The following is a 17,834-nucleotide window of genomic DNA, read 5'->3' on the forward strand; positions in this document are numbered from 1 at the left end:
CCAGAATGTAAAAAGCCCCGCAACGAGTTGCGGGGCTTACATCTATTTACTAAGACGAGAAAAACTTATTCAGCTTCGATGCTGATGTACTTACGGTTTTTCGGGCCTTTAACTTCGAACTTGACTTTACCGTCAGCCAAAGCAAACAGAGTGTGGTCCTTGCCGCAACCCACGTTGATACCAGCGTGGAATTTGGTGCCGCGCTGACGAACGATGATGCTGCCTGCCAGTACTGCTTCGCCGCCAAAGCGTTTTACGCCCAGACGTTTAGCTTCTGAATCGCGACCGTTGCGTGTGGAGCCGCCAGCCTTTTTGTGTGCCATTGTTCCGCTCTCCTAATCTTAAGCGCTGATGCCGGTGATTTTAACGTCAGTGAACCACTGACGGTGGCCCTGCTGCTTACGATAGTGCTTACGACGACGAAACTTAACGATTTTGACTTTAACGCCACGACCGTGAGCAACGATTTCAGCTTTAACGATACCGCCAGCAACTAAAGGCAGGCCGATATTAATTTCTTCACCGTTTGCAATCATCAGAACCTGATCAAACTCGATCGTTTCGCCAGTTGCGATGTCAAGCTTCTCAAGGCGAATAGTCTGCCCTTCGCTGACACGGTGTTGTTTACCACCACTTTGGAAAACCGCGTACATATAAAACTCCGCTTTCCGCGCACTCAACTTTGTATAGTTCAGAGGGCGCTATAAATATTCACAATAGGGCGCGAATTCTACGCAAAAAATCAGAGTAAGACAAGAGCACAATGACCACAAAAGAAGAAAAAAAGCGCAGTTCTTTCGTTATCATTTATCTACACTGTTTTTCAAGTACAATCCCCTTTACAGTTAGCGCCATGTGCCAATGTGAGCCAGATCTCATTGCGGTGAAGAGAACAACAGCCGAAAAAACACAATGAACCTAGAACAGATTATCGATCTTACTCAGGACGACATGGCTGCGGTCAACGCATCCATCCTTGAACAGTTGAACTCCGAAGTTTCACTCATCAATCAACTGGGATATTACATCATCAGCGGTGGCGGTAAACGCATCCGTCCAATGATTGCAGTATTGACTGCCCGGGCGCTCTCTTACGAAGGCGACAAGCACATCAAAGTGGCTGCGTTGATTGAGTTTATCCATACCGCCACGTTATTGCACGATGACGTTGTGGATGAATCCGACATGCGTCGGGGCAAAGCCACTGCCAATGCGGCTTTTGGTAATGCTGCCAGCGTACTGGTGGGTGATTTCATCTACACCCGCGCCTTCCAGATGATGACTGATTTGGAATCACTTCCCGTTTTAGCCCTGATGGCAAAAGCGGTGAATGTGATCGCCGAAGGCGAAGTACAGCAACTGATCAACTGCAATGATCCTGACATTAGCGAAGAGAGCTACATGCAGGTTATTTACAGCAAAACAGCGCGCCTCTTCGAAGCGGCATCCCAGTCTTCTGCCATGCTGGCTGGCGGAACTCAGGAGCAGATTGTCGCGTTGCAGGATTACGGCCGCTATCTGGGTACTGCGTTCCAGCTGATTGATGATTTGCTCGATTATGATGCTGACGGCGAAACGCTGGGTAAAAATACCGGTGATGATCTTGATGAAGGCAAACCGACATTACCGCTTTTGCATGCAATGCAGAATGGTGATGAAGAACAGTCAGCCATGATCCGTAAAGCTATCGAAGAAGGTAATGGGCGCCATTTACTGGAACCCGTCCTGGCAGCCATGCACCAGTGGGGCTCACTGGAGTACACCCGTCAGCGCGCTGAAGAAGAAGCAGACAAAGCGATTAAAGCCCTTCAGGTATTGCCGGAGTCTGTCTACCGCTCCGCGCTTGAAGGTTTGGCGCACCTTTCTGTGAAACGCGACTTCTGATGTTTTCTGTCGTACCTGCATGACCACGGCAGGTACGACAGCGTTACAACGCTAGCTTTCGTCAGGTTTGCGTAACCTGTTTAATATTTCCGAAACACCTTCTCTCACAATAAACGAGATCATTGTTTCACGTTCCGGCTCTCTCAGTTGCTTATAGCTTTCAATCCATATCGCCAGGGGATCCTGATGCGACGTATAAACATACTCTGCCGAGTGCTCATTCATCGCCAGACTGGCGACGGTATTACCTGGCAAACTGTCTATGTGATATTCAACCGCACGCCCCTGTACACCTCGCCTCCTTCGCTTTATCCAGCATAACCTGCGCGCCATTCCGTGCACGCCTTGTGTCGAAGTCGGAAGCCCTTCTTTACCGGTCAACTCCTTTGCTGCAAACCACTCTTTTTTCATAACGTTCCTTGTCTTTCTCATTCAAACCAATAAGAAAGTTGCTGTTATAAATCCATGTGAATAATGACAAAGCTTTCCTGACACGGGCGACGTTTATTTTAGAGAAGATATTAACGCCACCACTTAAGGAAAACGTCTATTTAACGGAAAGAAGATATTCAATTTTTCGAAATGAGTCCACTGCTGCTTTAAAAGTTTCCATGAATTATCTTTATCAATAAACCATGAATATGCTTAAAGGAAGTTTTTTAGAAAGAAGCATTATAATGTTGAAAGAAAAACATTAACACCATTAAAATATAACCATAAAACAAAGACTTAATCTCAAAATCAATAATTAAATGTCATTCAACTATAATAAATTCACCACTCAAAACATTTAAATATTATTTTTATAAATGCTAAAGATCAAAAAACGCGCATACCGATAACGCATTCACTTTAATAAATTTCAACTTTGCACGTGATACATCATGAAAATAGACATGAATCACAAAAAGCAACATGAATTTACTTGTTTGTTTAAATCACAATAAGAATGTATTTTTCTAAATGAAAGCAATGAGGGTTTTTAAGAAACATAGATTTAAATGATCGTAAATAAATCAAACCCTCGTTAAATGTATAAGTGCGATAAATATGCCCGCGGAATAAAATTAAACAAATAAGGAAGCCATCATGAATACAAGGAACGAAGACTGGCATCAGGCCGATATTATTGCTGCACTCAGAAAGAAAGGAACCACCCTGGCGGCAGTATCGCGCTCTGCAGGTTTGAGCTCTTCCACCTTATCAAACGCTCTGACACGGCCATGGCCCAAGGGCGAGTTGCTCATCGCGAATGCGCTGGGGCTACATCCTTCAATTATCTGGCCAAGCCGCTATTTCGACGCCAGGACTTTTCAGATCATTGAACGCCGTTGCCGCACACCCAATGCTGCGCAAGAGTAAATCAGAGGGGAGATAAAAGAAAAAAACCGCCGGGATAAGCCGGCGGTTATCTATAAAGAGACGCAATCAGTGATTAATGAACTGTTCGCCGAGTTCGATATCCTTGTGCAGGATCTCCAGCATTGATTCCAGTGACTGCTGTTCAAATGCGCTCAGTTTACCGATGTCCAGCAATTCGGTGATCCCGTTTTTGCCAAGCAAAACAGGCTGTGCGAAAAAGCGAGCATACTCACCATTGCCTTCGACATACGCACATTCCACAACGTTGCTTTCACCCTGCATAGCTCGCAGTAATGAAAGTCCGAAACGCGCAGCCGCCTGCCCCATCGACAGCGTTGCTGATCCACCACCCGCTTTTGCTTCTACCACTTCAGTGCCTGCGTTTTGAATGCGCTTGGTGAGTGAAGTGATTTCACTTTCGCTGAACGTCACACCAGGTACCTGAGAGAGCAGCGGCAGAATAGTGACACCAGAATGTCCACCGATCACCGGCACTTCAATGTCTTCCGGTTGCTTACCTTTTAACTCAGCAACGAAAGTATTAGAACGGATCGCATCCAGCGTTGTGATGCCAAAAAGTTTGTTTTTGTCATAGACGCCCGCTTTTTTCAGCACTTCTGCCGCAATAGCAACCGTCGTGTTGACCGGGTTGGTGATAATGCCAATGCAGGCTTTCGGACAGGTTTTCGCCACTTGCTGAATAAGATTACGAACGATACCCGCGTTAACATTAAACAGATCTGAGCGATCCATCCCTGGTTTTCGCGCCACACCCGCTGAAATCAGGACAATATCTGCGCCTTCCAAAGCAGGTGTGGCATCTTCGCCACAGAAGCCTTTGATTTTCACAGCGGTAGGGATATGACTGAGATCGACAGCAACGCCCGGCGTCACCGGAGCGATATCATATAATGAGAGTTCGGAACCGGAAGGTAGCTGGGTCTTTAGCAGAAGCGCGAGGGCCTGACCGATACCGCCCGCAGCACCGAGAACTGCAACTTTCATCCTATACTCCTTTTTTATCATTAACTTATAAGTGTCGTGGAATTATTTTGGTTGTGACCTTAATCACTTACGCTGTTAAAAACAATCGCTCACCTGCAGAGAATCTGAGGTTGGTCGTTTAGAAAGTAAAAAAATACACCTAAGCGCCCTTATCCGGTCTTTTATGACTTTTATCGGAAAGCTACCCCTTAAAAGTAGCAGCGCAAAAGACGTCAGGTTAATAAATGGTTAAATTTGGTTCATTGTGTGAGCTGAATCGAAATCGGTTGAGCCCAACTTCCTGCGAAAGGCTTACTCAAAATTCACAATTTCGGCATATTCATGAAAAACCCACTAACGCGACACCCGTCACATTCCTTGCAGAACGGTGAATTCTGGATTGTCCATGTCTTGCGTTGTTGCATAAAAATGCAATTATCTGCATAATCAGCCAAACATTGATCAAGAGACCAGGGTGCAAAATGCGTAATCCTGCCAAACAGGAAGATTTAATCAAAGCCTTCAAAGCATTACTGAAGGAAGAGAAATTCAGTTCTCAGGGCGAAATTGTCGTCGCACTCCAGGAGGAGGGCTTCGAAAACATCAACCAGTCCAAAGTCTCACGGATGCTGACCAAGTTCGGTGCGGTGCGTACGCGCAACGCGAAAATGGAAATGGTGTACTGCCTGCCCGCTGAAATCGGTGTGCCAACAACGACCAGTCCGCTTAAGAACCTGGTACTGGACATTGATCACAATGAAGCCATGGTGGTCATCCGCACCAGTCCGGGGGCAGCACAGCTGATCGCCCGCCTGCTTGATTCACTCGGAAAATCAGAGGGTATCCTCGGAACTATCGCGGGTGATGATACGATTTTCATTACGCCTGCCCGCAGTTTCAGCGTTAAACAACTGCACGATGCGATCCTGAGTTTGTTCGAACAAGAGTTATAAGCCGCCTCAATAGTACAAGGGTGTAAGCGCCCTTTCTGTGCAGGGGGTCAGAAGAACAGAATTTCTGACCTCAGGCCAGCCTCTTTACCCTTCCTTTATATTGCTCACATTTCAAATGCCGCACAAAAATACCGGTTTTCTACCATTAACGGGTACAAGACGCATGCCCTCTTCTGTTAACGCCGGTCACAACAGGCTCATTTCCGTCACATAAATATTTCAATGATGTGATTCACACCAAAAATAAGCACAGATAATCAAATTCATTCAATCTATTGATTTTACTAAAAATAAACACCGCTTGAACAATTTATAGACGTTTTTTATTACTTTCCGTTATTAAAAACACCAATAGGACACACATAACCACCCAAATAACTATTAGCAAACTATTAATATTTTGAGTGACTAGATGTATACTCATTTCCGTGGTGTGAGACACCAGTTGTTGGAACACATAATAAAATCGACGAGGTCAAATCATGAACGTTAAAACTACAATCGCAACATTAAGCATTCTCTCTGCTCTGTCATTTGGTGCATTTGCAGCACAACCTGTTAGTCAGGAACAAGCTGCCAATCTGCAAGCGAAAGGGATGATCAGCGTCAGCGGCGTTGCCGGTGCACCTTCTGATATCCGCCAGGCACTGTCTGACAAAGCTGATGCAAAAGGCGCTAAAGCTTTCCGCGTTATTGAAGTGCGTCAGGAAGGTAACTACCACGCTACCGCAGAAATCTACCAGTAACTTTCCGGTAGCCATCGCGAAGGGGCCTGAATAAATCAGGCCCGTGAATAAACAGATTTATCACTGCCCGTTTTACGTTCCCGCACGCTTTAAGCGCCCTGAACTGCAGTTAACAGCCCTGATAAATCTACATTTGAATCGACGTTGCTCTCTCAAATTGCATCAACGTCAGTGAAATCAGGAAATTATCATGAAAATCATCACTACTATCGCCGCTCTTAGTCTGTTGTCTGCTGTGTCTTTCGGTGCGTCTGCTGCGCAACTCATCACGAATCAGCAAGCAGAAAATCTGCAACCTATGGGCGTGATCAGCGTGAGCGGAGTGAATGGTGCACCCACCGATATTCGCCAGGAGCTGTCTGACAAAGCTGATGCCAAAGGCGCTAAATCTTATCGTGTGATCGAAGCCCATAATGAAGGCGCTTATCACGCGACAGCAGAAATCTATCAGTAAGATTTTCTGTACGTTACCCAGAACTAAAGCCACTGCTTGAGTATTTTTATGAATTAGCGTTACCGGGTTTCAACAGCCACAGATCATCCCAATAAAACGATGCTGTTGAGGCTGGGAGAGAGCTGACACTGCCACTGCCGTGCTCTCTTGCTAACGATACCCTCGTCGTCCTGTCCGACGACACCCTTTGGCTCCCACGCTTTTTTTGGGAGCTTTTTTTTGTCTGTTGATAAGCCATCGCCCGGAATAAAGACAAAAAAAAGCACAGCGGATGCTGTGCTTTGAGGCCGTTGAGGAAGACATTATGGCTGCTGTGTCAGGCTCGCTTTCGCAGCCAGTGCCTCCAGCAGTTTTCCGTGGATGCCACCAAAACCGCCGTTACTCATGACGAGAATATGATCGCCAGGCAGCGAGGCCTTGATCACCATATCCACCAGCGAATCCACATCAGCACTCCAGTGTGCAGGCTGTATACAGTGTTCAGCCACTTCTGCTACCTGCCACGGAATATGCTGCGGCTGCAGCAGGAAAACTTCGTCCGCACGCCCCAGCGACGGCGCCAGTTCGTTTTTGCTCATGCCCATTTTCATGGTGTTTGAGCGCGGTTCAAGCACTGCCAGAATACGCGCCGTGCCGCCCACTTTGCTGCGCAATGCGGAGAGCGTTGCCAGAATCGCCGTTGGGTGATGCGCGAAGTCGTCATAAACGCTGACGCCATTTTCAACGCCGCGCAATTCGAGACGACGACGCGCGTTGATAAATTCGCCCAGGGCTTTACAGGCATCTTCCGGTTTCACACCGACATGACGCGCGGCGGCAATCGCCATCAGCCCGTTATGCATGTTGTGTTCACCGACCAGATTCCAGTCCACCTGCCCGACGATTTCGCCTTTCAGGTAGACATTGAAAGAGCTGGCATCCGGCGTCAGTTTTTTCGCATCCCACGAACAGGCATCCGTTTCACCCACAAACTCCTGTTCACTCCAGCACCCCATCGCCATCACTTGCTTCAGCGGAGTATCGTGCTCGGGCAGGATGATTTTCCCTTTACCCGGCACCAGACGCACCAGATGATGGAACTGTTTCTGGATGGCTTTAAGATCGTCGAAGATATCGGCGTGATCGAATTCAAGGTTGTTCAGCACCAGCGTGCGTGGGCTGTAGTGAACGAATTTCGAGCGCTTATCAAAGAAAGCACAATCGTACTCATCAGCTTCCAGCACCATAAACGGGCTGTTGCCCAGACGCGCAGACACCTCAAAGTTACCCGGCACGCCACCAATGACGTAACCCGGCTCATAACCACAGGCTTCGAGGATCCACGTCACCATACCCGCCGTGGTGGTTTTGCCATGTGTACCGGCAACGGCAATCACCCAACGCCCAGGCAGAACGTGGTCGTGCAGCCATTGCGGGCCAGACACGTAAGGGATCCCCTGTTCCAGCACGGCTTCAACGCACGGGTTTCCGCGCGTCATCGCATTGCCAATGATCACCAGATCCGGCTGAGGGTCTAATTGTGCAGGATCATACCCCGTAATCAGCTCAATACCCTGATTTTCCAGCAGCGTACTCATCGGTGGATAAACGTTATCGTCCGAACCTGTAACCTGATGCCCCTGAGCACGAGCCAGCATCGCCAGCCCGCCCATAAACGTGCCGCAAATCCCAAGAATATGAATGCGCATATGTTTTCCATTAATGCCTTTAAGTCAGCCGCCATTCTACCGCTCAGAATCCTTCAGAAGAAATGGATTTGCCTATGATTCATCCATATATTTGGGCTAAACTGCCCACGCTCTTGTAAAGGTTTTATTAACGAACCGTTATCCATCCTAGATTCAGGGAACGTGTTATGAAAACGTTAGGCGAATTTATTGTTGAAAAACAGCAAGACTTTCCTCATGCAACCGGTGAACTCACCGCCTTGCTCTCAGCAATAAAACTCGGCGCTAAAATCATTCACCGTGACATCAATAAAGCGGGTCTGGTTGATATTCTCGGTACCAGCGGCGCAGAAAATGTTCAGGGCGAAGTACAGATGAAGCTCGATCTGTATGCGAATGAGAAGTTAAAAGCAGCCATGAAAGCGCGCGGCGAAATTGCCGGTATCGCGTCGGAAGAAGAAGACGAAATTGTTATTTTCGAGGGCGAACGCGCTGAGAATGCAAAATACGTCATTTTGATGGATCCGCTCGATGGCTCTTCAAACATCGACGTTAACGTCTCGGTCGGCACCATCTTCTCCATCTACCGTCGTACCACGCCACTGGGCCAGTCGGTGACCGAAGCTGACTTCCTGCAACCGGGCAACCGTCAGGTCGCTGCGGGCTACGTGGTTTACGGTTCGTCCACCATGCTGGTATACACCACCGGCGTTGGCGTTCATGCCTTCACTTACGATCCTTCACTCGGTGTATTCTGCCTCTCCCATGAAAAAGTACGCTACCCGGCAACCGGCAGCATGTATTCGATCAATGAAGGCAACTACATCAAATTCCCGCTCGGCGTAAAAAAATACATCAAATATTGTCAGGAGCAGGACGAAGCTACGCTGCGCCCTTACACCTCACGTTACATCGGTTCTCTGGTGGCAGATTTCCACCGTAACCTGCTCAAAGGTGGCATTTACATTTACCCAAGTACGGCGACCCATCCCAACGGAAAATTGCGTTTGCTGTACGAATGCAACCCGATGGCGTTCCTGGCTGAACAGGCCGGTGGCAAAGCCAGCGACGGTAAAAACCGCATTCTCGATATCATTCCGCAGAAACTGCATGAACGCGCGCCGTTCTTCGTCGGTAACTGCTCAATGGTGGAAGATGCAGAACGCTTTATCGCTGAATTCCCTGATGAATAAGCCCTGCGCGGCACGACAATAAAACATCAAAGAATGAACGTGATACCTCTGTAACTTAGCCTTACCGTTGTTCTGAACGTAAAAAGGTGGCTTTTTAAGCCACCTTTTTTATTTCCTGCAAAATGCGGTTTTACGATCGGTACTGCTCAGACTGATTCAGTTTGAACACGGCCATGCTCGCCGCCAGCAGCTGAGCCTGCTCTTCCAGAGAACGCGTCGCCGCCGTCGCCTGTTCAACTAACGCGGCGTTTTGCTGTGCCACCTGATCCATCTGGGTGATCGCGACATTCACCTGCTCGATGCCGTGCGTTTGCTCGCTGGTGGCAATCGAGATTTCCCGCATCAGGCTGGTCACGCGCGTCACTTCGCTGGAAATTTCCAGCATCGTCGCCGCCGCAGATTTCACCATGCTGGATCCTTCCGCCACCCGGCTTTCTGAATCACCAATCAGCTCTTTGATTTCTTTGGCTGATTGCGCACTGCGCTGTGCCAGGCTGCGCACTTCCCCTGCCACGACGGCAAATCCGCGCCCCTGCTCACCGGCACGTGCAGCTTCAACGGCGGCATTCAGCGCCAGAATATTGGTCTGGAAAGCGATGCCGTCGATGACCGTAATGATATCGCCGATACGTTTGGAGCTGTCGGTGATGCCCTGCATTTTCTCCATCACCTGATTAACAGCCTGACTGCCTTTGTCCGCAATCGATGAAACGCTGTGCGCCAGCTGGTTCGCCTGTTCAGAGTTTGCGGCGTTCATCCGCACGGTCGAGGTCAGCTGCTCCATGCTGGCGGCAGTTTCTTCCAGGGAGGCCGCAGACTCTTCGGTGCGCTGCGCCAGATGCACATTACCGGCCGCCAGTTCGCGCGAACCCACGTCAATCTGGTTACCCGCATCGCGGACGCGGCCAACTGATAACACCAGAGAATCCTGCATTTGCTTCATGGCTTTCAGCAGGCGTCCCATTTCGTTGTTGTGAGAGTCGTCGATATCGTGTGTCAGATCGCCTTGCGCAATGAATTCCAGCTGCGCGATGGAAAACGTCAGCGGACGCATAATGAGTTTCTGCAATGCAAACCACGCCAGGACAGCAATCGTCAGCGCCACCACAAAAGCCGCGACGATGACGGTCAGCTGGATACGCGCCTCTGCCCGAGCCTGCTCAATGCGTTGACGGGTGTTATCCACCGCATACGCGCGGAAATCCGCGAGCGCTTTGTCGTAAGCATTGCTGTAGGGCGTGATTTTATTCTCCAGCACATCGTAATAACTGTCGGCGCTTTGCGACTGCAACGCCTGAAGAATGGGGACCAGGCCATTGGTTTTGTAGGCTTCGTAGGTTTTTTGCACCGCCGCGGACAAGTCCCTGCCGTGCTGAGTGTCATCCACTATGCTGACGAATTTTCCCAGATCCGCATCTGCCTGTTTGATGTAACCGGCAATGCGGTCGGACGTTGCTTTCGCATCATCCATCATGCCGATTTCCAGCTGACGGACAGCTACACCGCTGGCAACACGGGTGCGCAGGGAGTAACTGTAGCTGTCAGCCAGCGAGCCCAACTCCTCGCCCTGCAGCTGATTAATCTTTTGCAGCGAGGTCGCACTTTGCCTGATGGCATTGGCGCCCAGCACGCTCACCAACAGTAAAATCAGGGTCATAAACACTAACAGGCCGATCAGACCGGCCTTTACGCTCAGCTTATTCAACATACGGTGTTATCCAGTCATTCAGGTGAAAAGGAGAAGTGCATATCGCGGTAGGGGTCAGGTTTATCCCGACTTTTATTTGAATAGAGTTATCGGCAATTGACTGAATTTCTTGATAAGAAAAGCAAAAACAGGCAGTTACGCGGTGAAATGACCTGGCGGTAAATTTTAGTGCCGAACCTGAAGTTTTTGCAGGTTCGCAACAGCAGGTCATGCGGAAAAATTGGAAAGCGACATTCGGTGAAAAGGGCGGGAAATCACGGGAGACTTGGCTATAATGTGCGGCACTCTATTCCTGGTTCAATGAAGGAAACCAACCATGAGCTTACTGAATGTACCTGCTGGCAAAGATATGCCAGAAGATATCTACGTTGTTATCGAAATCCCGGCAAATGCTGATCCGATCAAATACGAAGTAGATAAAGACACCGGCGCACTGTTCGTAGACCGTTTCATGTCTACAGCGATGTTCTACCCGTGCAACTACGGCTACATCAACCACACTCTGTCTCTGGATGGCGACCCGGTTGACGTTCTGGTGCCAACGCCTTACCCACTGCAACCGGGTTCTGTGATCCGTTGCCGTCCGGTTGGCATGCTGAAAATGACCGACGAAGCGGGTGAAGATGCGAAGCTGGTTGCGGTTCCGCACACTAAACTGAGCAAAGAATACGATCACATCCAGGATGTGAACGACCTGCCAGAACTGCTGCGCGGCCAGATCACCCACTTCTTCGAGCAATACAAAGCGCTGGAAAAAGGCAAATGGGTAAAAGTTGACGGTTGGGCTGACGCTGCTGCTGCAAAAGCTGAAATCGTGGCTTCTTTCGAACGCGCTAAAAACAAATAAGTTTTTCGCTGTTCGGACGAAAAAAAACACCGCCAGATGGCGGTGTTTTTTTATGTATTACGCGTTGAAACACAACGTTTATTTTTAGACGACCTTGCTCAGATTACTCACTCTGCTGCATCGTTACGCTTTACCCAGTCGCCACCCTCTATTCTCGGCACACCATCCAGTGAGCGAATGTAGAGATAAATCCAGGCACTGCCGTACGGCGTCGAAATCAGCTCGCGACGATAATCTTTTGTATTACTTTTCAGTTCATCCAGCTCGGCTAAGATAGACGAGTTTATGCGGTAAACTTCGCAGTAGACCTTTCCTTCCCCTGGAATCACAGCAGGGTAATGCCCCAGATTATAGAGCGCATACCCTTCCAGCTCATGGTCACCCAGCCATTGAGCGTTAGTCATCCAATGACTGTTGCCTTGCTTGCGTCGCAGACTACCGTAAACAATTATTCGCATGTTTATATTCGTATAGTAAAAGTCACATGAATTAAAACTCAAACTGATAGAGCAAATCCAAGGCCTGATCGATGCCCGATACCGCCTGCAGATAGAGCTTCGGCATCAACCTGTAGCGTAAAGTGAGTGTTGCCAGTGAGTCGAAGATCCCGACACCATATTTCACCTGTAAACCCGGTAAAACATAACCACTGACCACCACCTGGGAACTGTCTCCCACGCCCTGAGTATCCAGTGCCAGATTGCTGACACCAAACGCCTCGCCGATTTTACCCACAAGTTTACCACTTTGCGCAACCCCCAACCCGATAAGAGCTGAGGTCATTGCGCCGCTGTCACCGCCAGAATTGTCTAATCCCTGCCCGCGAAGCAGGTAGGACAAGGCTTCCTGCTGTGACATCGCCGGATCTGAGAATATCTCAAGTTTCGGTGCATCGGCCTCGCCGGTCACCCGTAAACCGGCCACAACGTCGTTTTCTGTCGCTTCCGGATTACGAATCGCTTCCAGATTCAGCAGTGGCTGATCCGCCGGACCGGAGAACAGTAACTGGCCTTTACGCACAATTAAGTCCTGCCCGTACGCATGGAACCGGCCCGAAGGAATATTAATCTGCCCATTCAGCCCCAGACCGCGACTGTCCTGCGCCACTTTCAACGCCCCTTCAAGCCGGGCTTTCAGACCGAACGCATCCAGACGCACATCTTTGCCGATATTCACCATCAGGTTGCTGTTGATCGGAATTGACGCTGACACAGGTTCAATCGGCTGACGCTGATCGTTGAGCATCACCTCATCTGATGAAACCCCGACCGCACTTTCCGGCAACTCCTGCACCGTGATGCGCGCCCAGGGGATATCCACCGAACCGTTCAGCGAGAACAGCTGCGGTGTGGCATCAAACACCAGATCCGGCGAGACGTCGAGACGCACCATCGGCGGCACCGACACCCGCACGCGATCGCCGCGTGCGGCAATGCGGGCGCGCCAGGCGTTCAGCTCGCTCCAGTCGGCGTTGCCGTTAAGCTCCAGCTGGCCGTGCGCCGTTTTAATCACCCCTTCCATCAGCGATGACATGCCGTTGAAATTGATATTGATGTTCGCGTCGGTGATATCAAACGGCATGAACTGACCGTCGAAATCGACGCCGCTCAACGCCAGTTTGCCAAACACCTGCGGTTTCTGTGCGTCGCCTCCCAGTCGCAGATTCGCGTTCAGGATGCCGGACGCCTTTTCTCCGTCCATCAGGGCTGGCTGCAACAGCGCCATCGAGATGCGGGTAATATTGACGTTGCCGGTCAGATTACGTTTCCCCTGCGGATCGGCAATCTGAATACTGCCGTCCAGCTGGCCGTTATTGGCAATCTTGATCAGCCAGTCCAGCGTCGCACGGCCATTATTAAGACCGGCATTCAGGTTTAGCGTGTCAAACGCCACCGGCAACGGACTTCCCTGCACCAGTTGCTGTACTTTCACGCCCTTGCCCACCAGCGAGACGCTGGCCTGAGGCAATCCACCCTCTGCTTTCCAGCTCACATCGGCCTTACCGGTGAAAACGCCGCTGAGCTGCGTGTCATCGGTCAGGAAGGGTTTAACCATCGCCAGATCAAAGCGGTTAAGCACCACGCTGGCCTGCCCGCTGGCACCGGCATCAATGGTTTTCGGCACGCAAAGACTGGCGTTCGGGTTCTGCCAGCAATGCGGCCCCACGGTGATTCGTTGCTCTTTGTTGAAATACTCCAGTGCGATCGTCCGGTTGAGACGCCATTCGCCGACCGGCGTATCGAACAACGTGTTATCGACGGTGCCCTTCCATTCCTCGGTCGCGCGGTCAAAACTGCCTTTCAGCGCCAGACGCCCGGAAACGGGTTTACCCTCGACTTTCAGCGTCAGCTGATGCTGTTTTTCGTTACCCTTGGCGTCCAGACTGATATCGGAGATATCCAGCGCGTCCTGTTTCAGTTGCTGCACGCGCACTGCCAGATTGCCCTGAATCTGATCGGTGGAGCTGACATCGCCTTTGACGTCAACGCGGCGGACGGTCAGTGCCTGCCATTTCAGCCCCGTTGCGGTCAGATCCGCCAGCAGCTTCGGCGCTTTCAGATCGCCGCGCAGTTGCAGCATCCCTTTCGCCACGCCGCCCAGCCCCGGCAAGGCGCCATCCAGATGTGGCGCATCCACTTTGGCATCCAGATCCCAGGTATCGCTGAGCTTGCCTTTCACATCCAGATTGTTGCGCCCCAGTTCGAGGTGAAGCTGTGGAATATCCCACTGACCGTAACTGTTTCCGCGCACATTACCCTGCGCTTTGACGGCGTTTTGTTTCACGTTACCGCTCAGATCCAGTACCGGTACCTGCACCTGCCATGTGCCGCCATACAGGCTGCCGCGCGTGGTGATTTTACCCTGCAACTTCGCCGGCCAGTCCGGATACTGTTTGGCAGTATTAATGCCGGTCAGCGTCAGTTGGCTGTTCCAGCTGATGGCTTTACTCCAGTCCACCACGCCGGTCAGATCGGTATTGCCTTGCAGCGCTGCCAGACGCAGCAGCGTCAGGTTGAACTGCTCCACGTTACCTTTGCCGTCAAGGGTCAGCGTGGCGGGCGGGATCTGATCGCCTTTGAAATCAGAACGCAGCGACAGTGTGTAATCGGTCGCTTTTCCGCTGACGTTAAATGTAAAGCCTTTCACCTGGTACTGCGGCGTACCGGTCAGCGGCCACTGCAAAGCGTCACTGGTCAGCTTCAGATTAAGGGGTAAACCGGCTTCCGCCAGCTGGGTTTGCAACGCCAGCTGCGCACGTACAGGCCCGGAGAGATTGAGGCCAACGTCGAGTTTGTCACGCAAACCGCCCGCGACCTTCAGTTTGACCTTCTCGCCTTTAAGCGGATCGACATTCATGGCGGTGTTGATGGTCATGTCCACCGGCCAGTTTTGATTCAGCGTCGCCTGCCCGGTCCCGTCCAGCGTGCCCTGCGGCGAGCGGATCTGTAATTTGTCTAACCTGACAACCTGATCCTGCGTACTGGCCTTTAATTCGAAACGGGTGATCAGCACATCGGTATCACCGGTCAGACGCAGGTTTTCACCGACAATCTGCTGAATATCGAGATCAACCGGCAGCCGGTAATCGGGTAACTCAGGCAGCAGGGGTTTAGCAAACAGTTCCTGAAGCGTCTCACCCAGCGGTTTTTCCGGCACGACGACCGCAGGTTCCGCCGGTTTACCGGTGGCTTTTTCCACCGCTTTGTCCTGCGCGGCCTGCACCACCTCCGGCAACGGATTGACCGGTGTTTTCGGCAACGCGATCAGTAATCCGCCAATATTTGTTGGCATCAGCTGAATCGCACGGCCTTCCCAGTGCGCACCGGTCCGAAATGACGCCAGAGAAATGGCGCGGTCATCCAGGGTTACGTTGATATTTTCCAGGGTCAGGACGCGCAGCGTGATGGGATACGGCGTACTGAGATTGGTCAGCGGCTCGCTGTTTTCTGGTTCAGGCTGTGGCTGAGCGGGCGTCATTTCTTTGGTGTTCACCACCACGTTGACGTCTTTTACCCGCAGCGCATTCACACATAACGCACTGTTTTTCAGGCAGGAGAAATCGAGGGAGAGATGAAACTCCCCGGCTTTCACATCCACACCCGGCATTTCGTAATGCACGCCTTTCAGCGTCAGGTCGCGCCATCCGCCTTCAGTACTGGCGATGTTCAGCCCCGGCACGAACCGGTTGGCGCCGTTGATCATCAGATGAAGACCGGTTTGCGTACCGATCAGGAAGGCCACCAGGCCAATCAGCAGCACCAGGAAGATTAAGGTTCCCAGGCAGATTTTCTTAAATAAACTCATAATTCCGGACCCAGGCCGATGTAAAACTGCAATCCATGCTCATCTTTATCGCCAACCGGCGCGGCGACATCTAATTTCACCGGACCGATCGGTGAAGCCCAGCGCACACCCACACCCGCGCCGGTTTTGAAATCGTTTTTCGTGATGTCATTTACCGCTTCGCCGGAATCGACAAAGACCGCTCCCCACCATTTTCCGGTGACGTTGTACTGATATTCCAGCGAGCCGGTGCCCAGATAGGACGCACCGGTCAGTTTGCCTTCATCATCGCGCGGAGAGATTGATTTGTATTTGTAGCCGCGAATACTGCGATCGCCACCGGCAAAGAAGCGCAGCGATGGCGGTACGCGTTCGAAATCGTTGGTTTCGATCCACCCCAGATTGCCGCGCATAACGAAGCGGTGTTTCTCTTCCAGCGTACGGATCCAGACGTTTTGCGCCTGAACCACGGCGAAATCGACGTCGGAGCCCCAGGTAGTGTCCGATACATCCAGCGAATAACGTTGAGAGTCGCCCCAGGTTGGCATCAGGCCGCCGCGCTGACGCGTACGGTTGAGGCTGACGCCCGGATAAATCAGCATCGTGGTGTTGGTGACACTGCCCTGCGTAAAGTGGTCAAGGCTCCAGCGCAGATTCACCGCGTGTTGCCAGCCGCTGGAAAGATCCCAGTAGCGCGCCAGATTCACCGTGGTGGAGTCCGAATTGGTGTCGTTGAGGTCTTCACGTTTGAAGCCGCCCTGAACCAGATAATATTGTTCGAGAGGTGACTTCAGCAGCGGAATTTTATAGCTGAGATCTAAAGACTGTTCCGGGCCGGACAGCGTGGTCGAGGTTTCAAAGCTCTGGCCGCGATCGTTCACCCACGGTTTTTTCCAGTTGGCCGTCACACGCGGCCCGATATCCGTCGAATAGCCGACACCCGTCTCGATGGTGTTTTCGGTGCGCGGCGAGACTAAGGCGTTCAGCGGTAATGTTTTACTGGCTTTAGCATCGGTGAAATCCGGGGAAACCACGACGGAATTAAACCAGCCCGTGGCAGACAGACGGCGGTTCAGCTCGGCCAGCTGGGCGGAGGTGTAATAATCCCCTTTATGGAAAGGCACCAGATTTTGCAGGTAATCATCACGGATTTGCGAGCCCTGATAATGCACATCGCCAAAGCGGTAACGCTGGCCGCTGTCGAACTGGATATCCCAGAACGCTTTATGCTCATCTTCGATGACGCCCAGCTGGCTTTTCAACATGTTGGCATCAAAGTACCCTTTGCGCAGTGCCACACCGGTAAGGGAACTTTTAAAATGCTCGTAGGTTCCGTGGTTCAGAATGGTGCCCACGGCGGGAACCTGAGTTTTCTTCAGTTGTTCGAATTCATTATCTTTATCCGCCTGGCCGGTGATCACCACGGTGGTGCCCGCGATTTTAACCGGTGTGCCCGGCGTCACTTTGGCAATCAGCACCGGACGTCCCGGCGGGGGCGTCTCACGGTAGTCGAAATCAATCGTCGGGGAATAATAGCCCAGTGGCCGCAGCCCCTGTTCAATCGCGGCACTGACGCGCGCACGAAACCGCCCGTTTGCGCCGACTTCATCACTTTCTATTGACGATAAACGCACACGGACGTTTTTTTCCAGATCGCCATCCAGGCCTTCCAGCTGCAAACGCACTTTCGCTGCCATGGAAAGTGAGGGGGCGAGCAGTACACATAACAAACCCAGTTCACGATATCGTGGC

The 17,834-nt window shown here is 51.2% G+C and carries 16 protein-coding genes; 7 read left to right on the forward strand and 9 right to left on the reverse strand.

Features of this window, described 5'->3' with window-relative positions; all coding sequences use genetic code 11:
• Positions 1 to 65: 65 nt before the first annotated feature.
• Positions 66 to 323 carry a 50S ribosomal protein L27 gene (gene rpmA / locus ACQZQY_RS02690; protein ID WP_013573805.1) on the reverse strand — a complete coding sequence of 86 codons (258 nt, stop codon included), beginning with the start codon at positions 321 to 323 and terminating at the stop codon, positions 66 to 68.
• Positions 324 to 341: 18 nt separating this feature from the next.
• A complete protein-coding gene (gene rplU, locus ACQZQY_RS02695; RefSeq protein WP_056782448.1) occupies positions 342 to 653 on the reverse strand; it encodes a 50S ribosomal protein L21 in 312 nt (103 codons plus the stop codon).
• A 259-nt stretch (positions 654 to 912) separates the two neighbouring features.
• On the opposite strand from rplU, the gene ispB reads away from it, so the two are divergent.
• Positions 913 to 1,884 (forward strand): octaprenyl diphosphate synthase, encoded by a 972-nt coding sequence (gene ispB / locus ACQZQY_RS02700; RefSeq protein ID WP_431296577.1) that lies wholly within the window; start codon positions 913 to 915, stop codon positions 1,882 to 1,884.
• 51 nt (positions 1,885 to 1,935) lie between these two features.
• On the opposite strand, the gene ACQZQY_RS02705 is transcribed toward ispB, so the two are convergent.
• Positions 1,936 to 2,295 (reverse strand): DNA-binding protein, encoded by a 360-nt coding sequence (locus ACQZQY_RS02705; protein ID WP_056782450.1) that lies wholly within the window; start codon positions 2,293 to 2,295, stop codon positions 1,936 to 1,938.
• Between the two features lie 678 nt (positions 2,296 to 2,973).
• Here ACQZQY_RS02705 and ACQZQY_RS02710 point away from each other — a divergent pair.
• Positions 2,974 to 3,246: a helix-turn-helix domain-containing protein gene (locus ACQZQY_RS02710; protein ID WP_056782451.1), complete on the forward strand. Its 273-nt coding sequence runs from the start codon at positions 2,974 to 2,976 to the stop codon at positions 3,244 to 3,246.
• A gap of 66 nt (positions 3,247 to 3,312) precedes the next feature.
• Here the strand turns inward: ACQZQY_RS02710 and mdh are convergent, their stop codons facing one another.
• Positions 3,313 to 4,251: a malate dehydrogenase gene (gene mdh / locus ACQZQY_RS02715; protein ID WP_056782452.1), complete on the reverse strand. Its 939-nt coding sequence runs from the start codon at positions 4,249 to 4,251 to the stop codon at positions 3,313 to 3,315.
• Between the two features lie 461 nt (positions 4,252 to 4,712).
• Between mdh and argR the strand changes: the two genes are divergently transcribed.
• From argR to yhcN (ACQZQY_RS02730), 3 genes are all read left to right on the forward strand, one after another.
• The gene (gene argR / locus ACQZQY_RS02720) at positions 4,713 to 5,183 is read left to right on the forward strand and encodes a transcriptional regulator ArgR (RefSeq protein ID WP_056782453.1); all 471 of its coding nucleotides are present in this window, start codon (positions 4,713 to 4,715) and stop codon (positions 5,181 to 5,183) included.
• A gap of 482 nt (positions 5,184 to 5,665) precedes the next feature.
• On the forward strand, positions 5,666 to 5,929 hold the full coding sequence (yhcN, locus tag ACQZQY_RS02725; protein ID WP_056782454.1) for a peroxide/acid stress response protein YhcN: 264 nt from the start codon (positions 5,666 to 5,668) through the stop codon (positions 5,927 to 5,929).
• 190 nt (positions 5,930 to 6,119) lie between these two features.
• The gene (gene yhcN / locus ACQZQY_RS02730; RefSeq protein ID WP_217202884.1) at positions 6,120 to 6,383 is read left to right on the forward strand and encodes a peroxide/acid stress response protein YhcN; all 264 of its coding nucleotides are present in this window, start codon (positions 6,120 to 6,122) and stop codon (positions 6,381 to 6,383) included.
• A 302-nt stretch (positions 6,384 to 6,685) separates the two neighbouring features.
• On the opposite strand, the gene mpl is transcribed toward yhcN (ACQZQY_RS02730), so the two are convergent.
• Entirely contained in the window at positions 6,686 to 8,071 is a 1,386-nt protein-coding gene (gene mpl, locus ACQZQY_RS02735; RefSeq protein WP_136376603.1) for a UDP-N-acetylmuramate:L-alanyl-gamma-D-glutamyl-meso-diaminopimelate ligase, read from the reverse strand.
• 167 nt (positions 8,072 to 8,238) lie between these two features.
• Here mpl and fbp point away from each other — a divergent pair, with 167 nt between their 5' ends.
• On the forward strand, positions 8,239 to 9,243 hold the full coding sequence (gene fbp, locus ACQZQY_RS02740) for a class 1 fructose-bisphosphatase (RefSeq protein ID WP_431296578.1): 1,005 nt from the start codon (positions 8,239 to 8,241) through the stop codon (positions 9,241 to 9,243).
• Positions 9,244 to 9,373: 130 nt separating this feature from the next.
• On the opposite strand, the gene ACQZQY_RS02745 is transcribed toward fbp, so the two are convergent.
• Positions 9,374 to 10,951 carry a methyl-accepting chemotaxis protein gene (locus ACQZQY_RS02745; protein ID WP_431296579.1) on the reverse strand — a complete coding sequence of 526 codons (1,578 nt, stop codon included), beginning with the start codon at positions 10,949 to 10,951 and terminating at the stop codon, positions 9,374 to 9,376.
• A 316-nt stretch (positions 10,952 to 11,267) separates the two neighbouring features.
• Between ACQZQY_RS02745 and ppa the strand changes: the two genes are divergently transcribed.
• Positions 11,268 to 11,798, forward strand: coding sequence for an inorganic diphosphatase (gene ppa / locus ACQZQY_RS02750; RefSeq protein WP_056782459.1), 531 nt, complete (start codon positions 11,268 to 11,270; stop codon positions 11,796 to 11,798).
• 107 nt (positions 11,799 to 11,905) lie between these two features.
• Here the strand turns inward: ppa and ACQZQY_RS02755 are convergent, their stop codons facing one another.
• From ACQZQY_RS02755 to tamA, 3 genes are read right to left on the reverse strand one after another with little or no spacing between them, the layout of a single operon-like run.
• The gene (locus tag ACQZQY_RS02755; protein WP_122096280.1) at positions 11,906 to 12,256 is read right to left on the reverse strand and encodes a gamma-glutamylcyclotransferase family protein; all 351 of its coding nucleotides are present in this window, start codon (positions 12,254 to 12,256) and stop codon (positions 11,906 to 11,908) included.
• A 31-nt stretch (positions 12,257 to 12,287) separates the two neighbouring features.
• Positions 12,288 to 16,103: an autotransporter assembly complex protein TamB gene (gene tamB, locus ACQZQY_RS02760; RefSeq protein WP_431296580.1), complete on the reverse strand. Its 3,816-nt coding sequence runs from the start codon at positions 16,101 to 16,103 to the stop codon at positions 12,288 to 12,290.
• A complete protein-coding gene (tamA, locus tag ACQZQY_RS02765) occupies positions 16,100 to 17,779 on the reverse strand; it encodes an autotransporter assembly complex protein TamA (protein ID WP_221298267.1) in 1,680 nt (559 codons plus the stop codon). Before tamA ends, tamB begins: the two co-directional genes overlap by 4 nt.
• Positions 17,780 to 17,834 lie beyond the last annotated feature (55 nt).

The organism is Rahnella sp. PAMC25559 (assembly GCF_050632365.1).
Lineage (GTDB): Bacteria > Pseudomonadota > Gammaproteobacteria > Enterobacterales > Enterobacteriaceae > Rahnella > Rahnella rivi.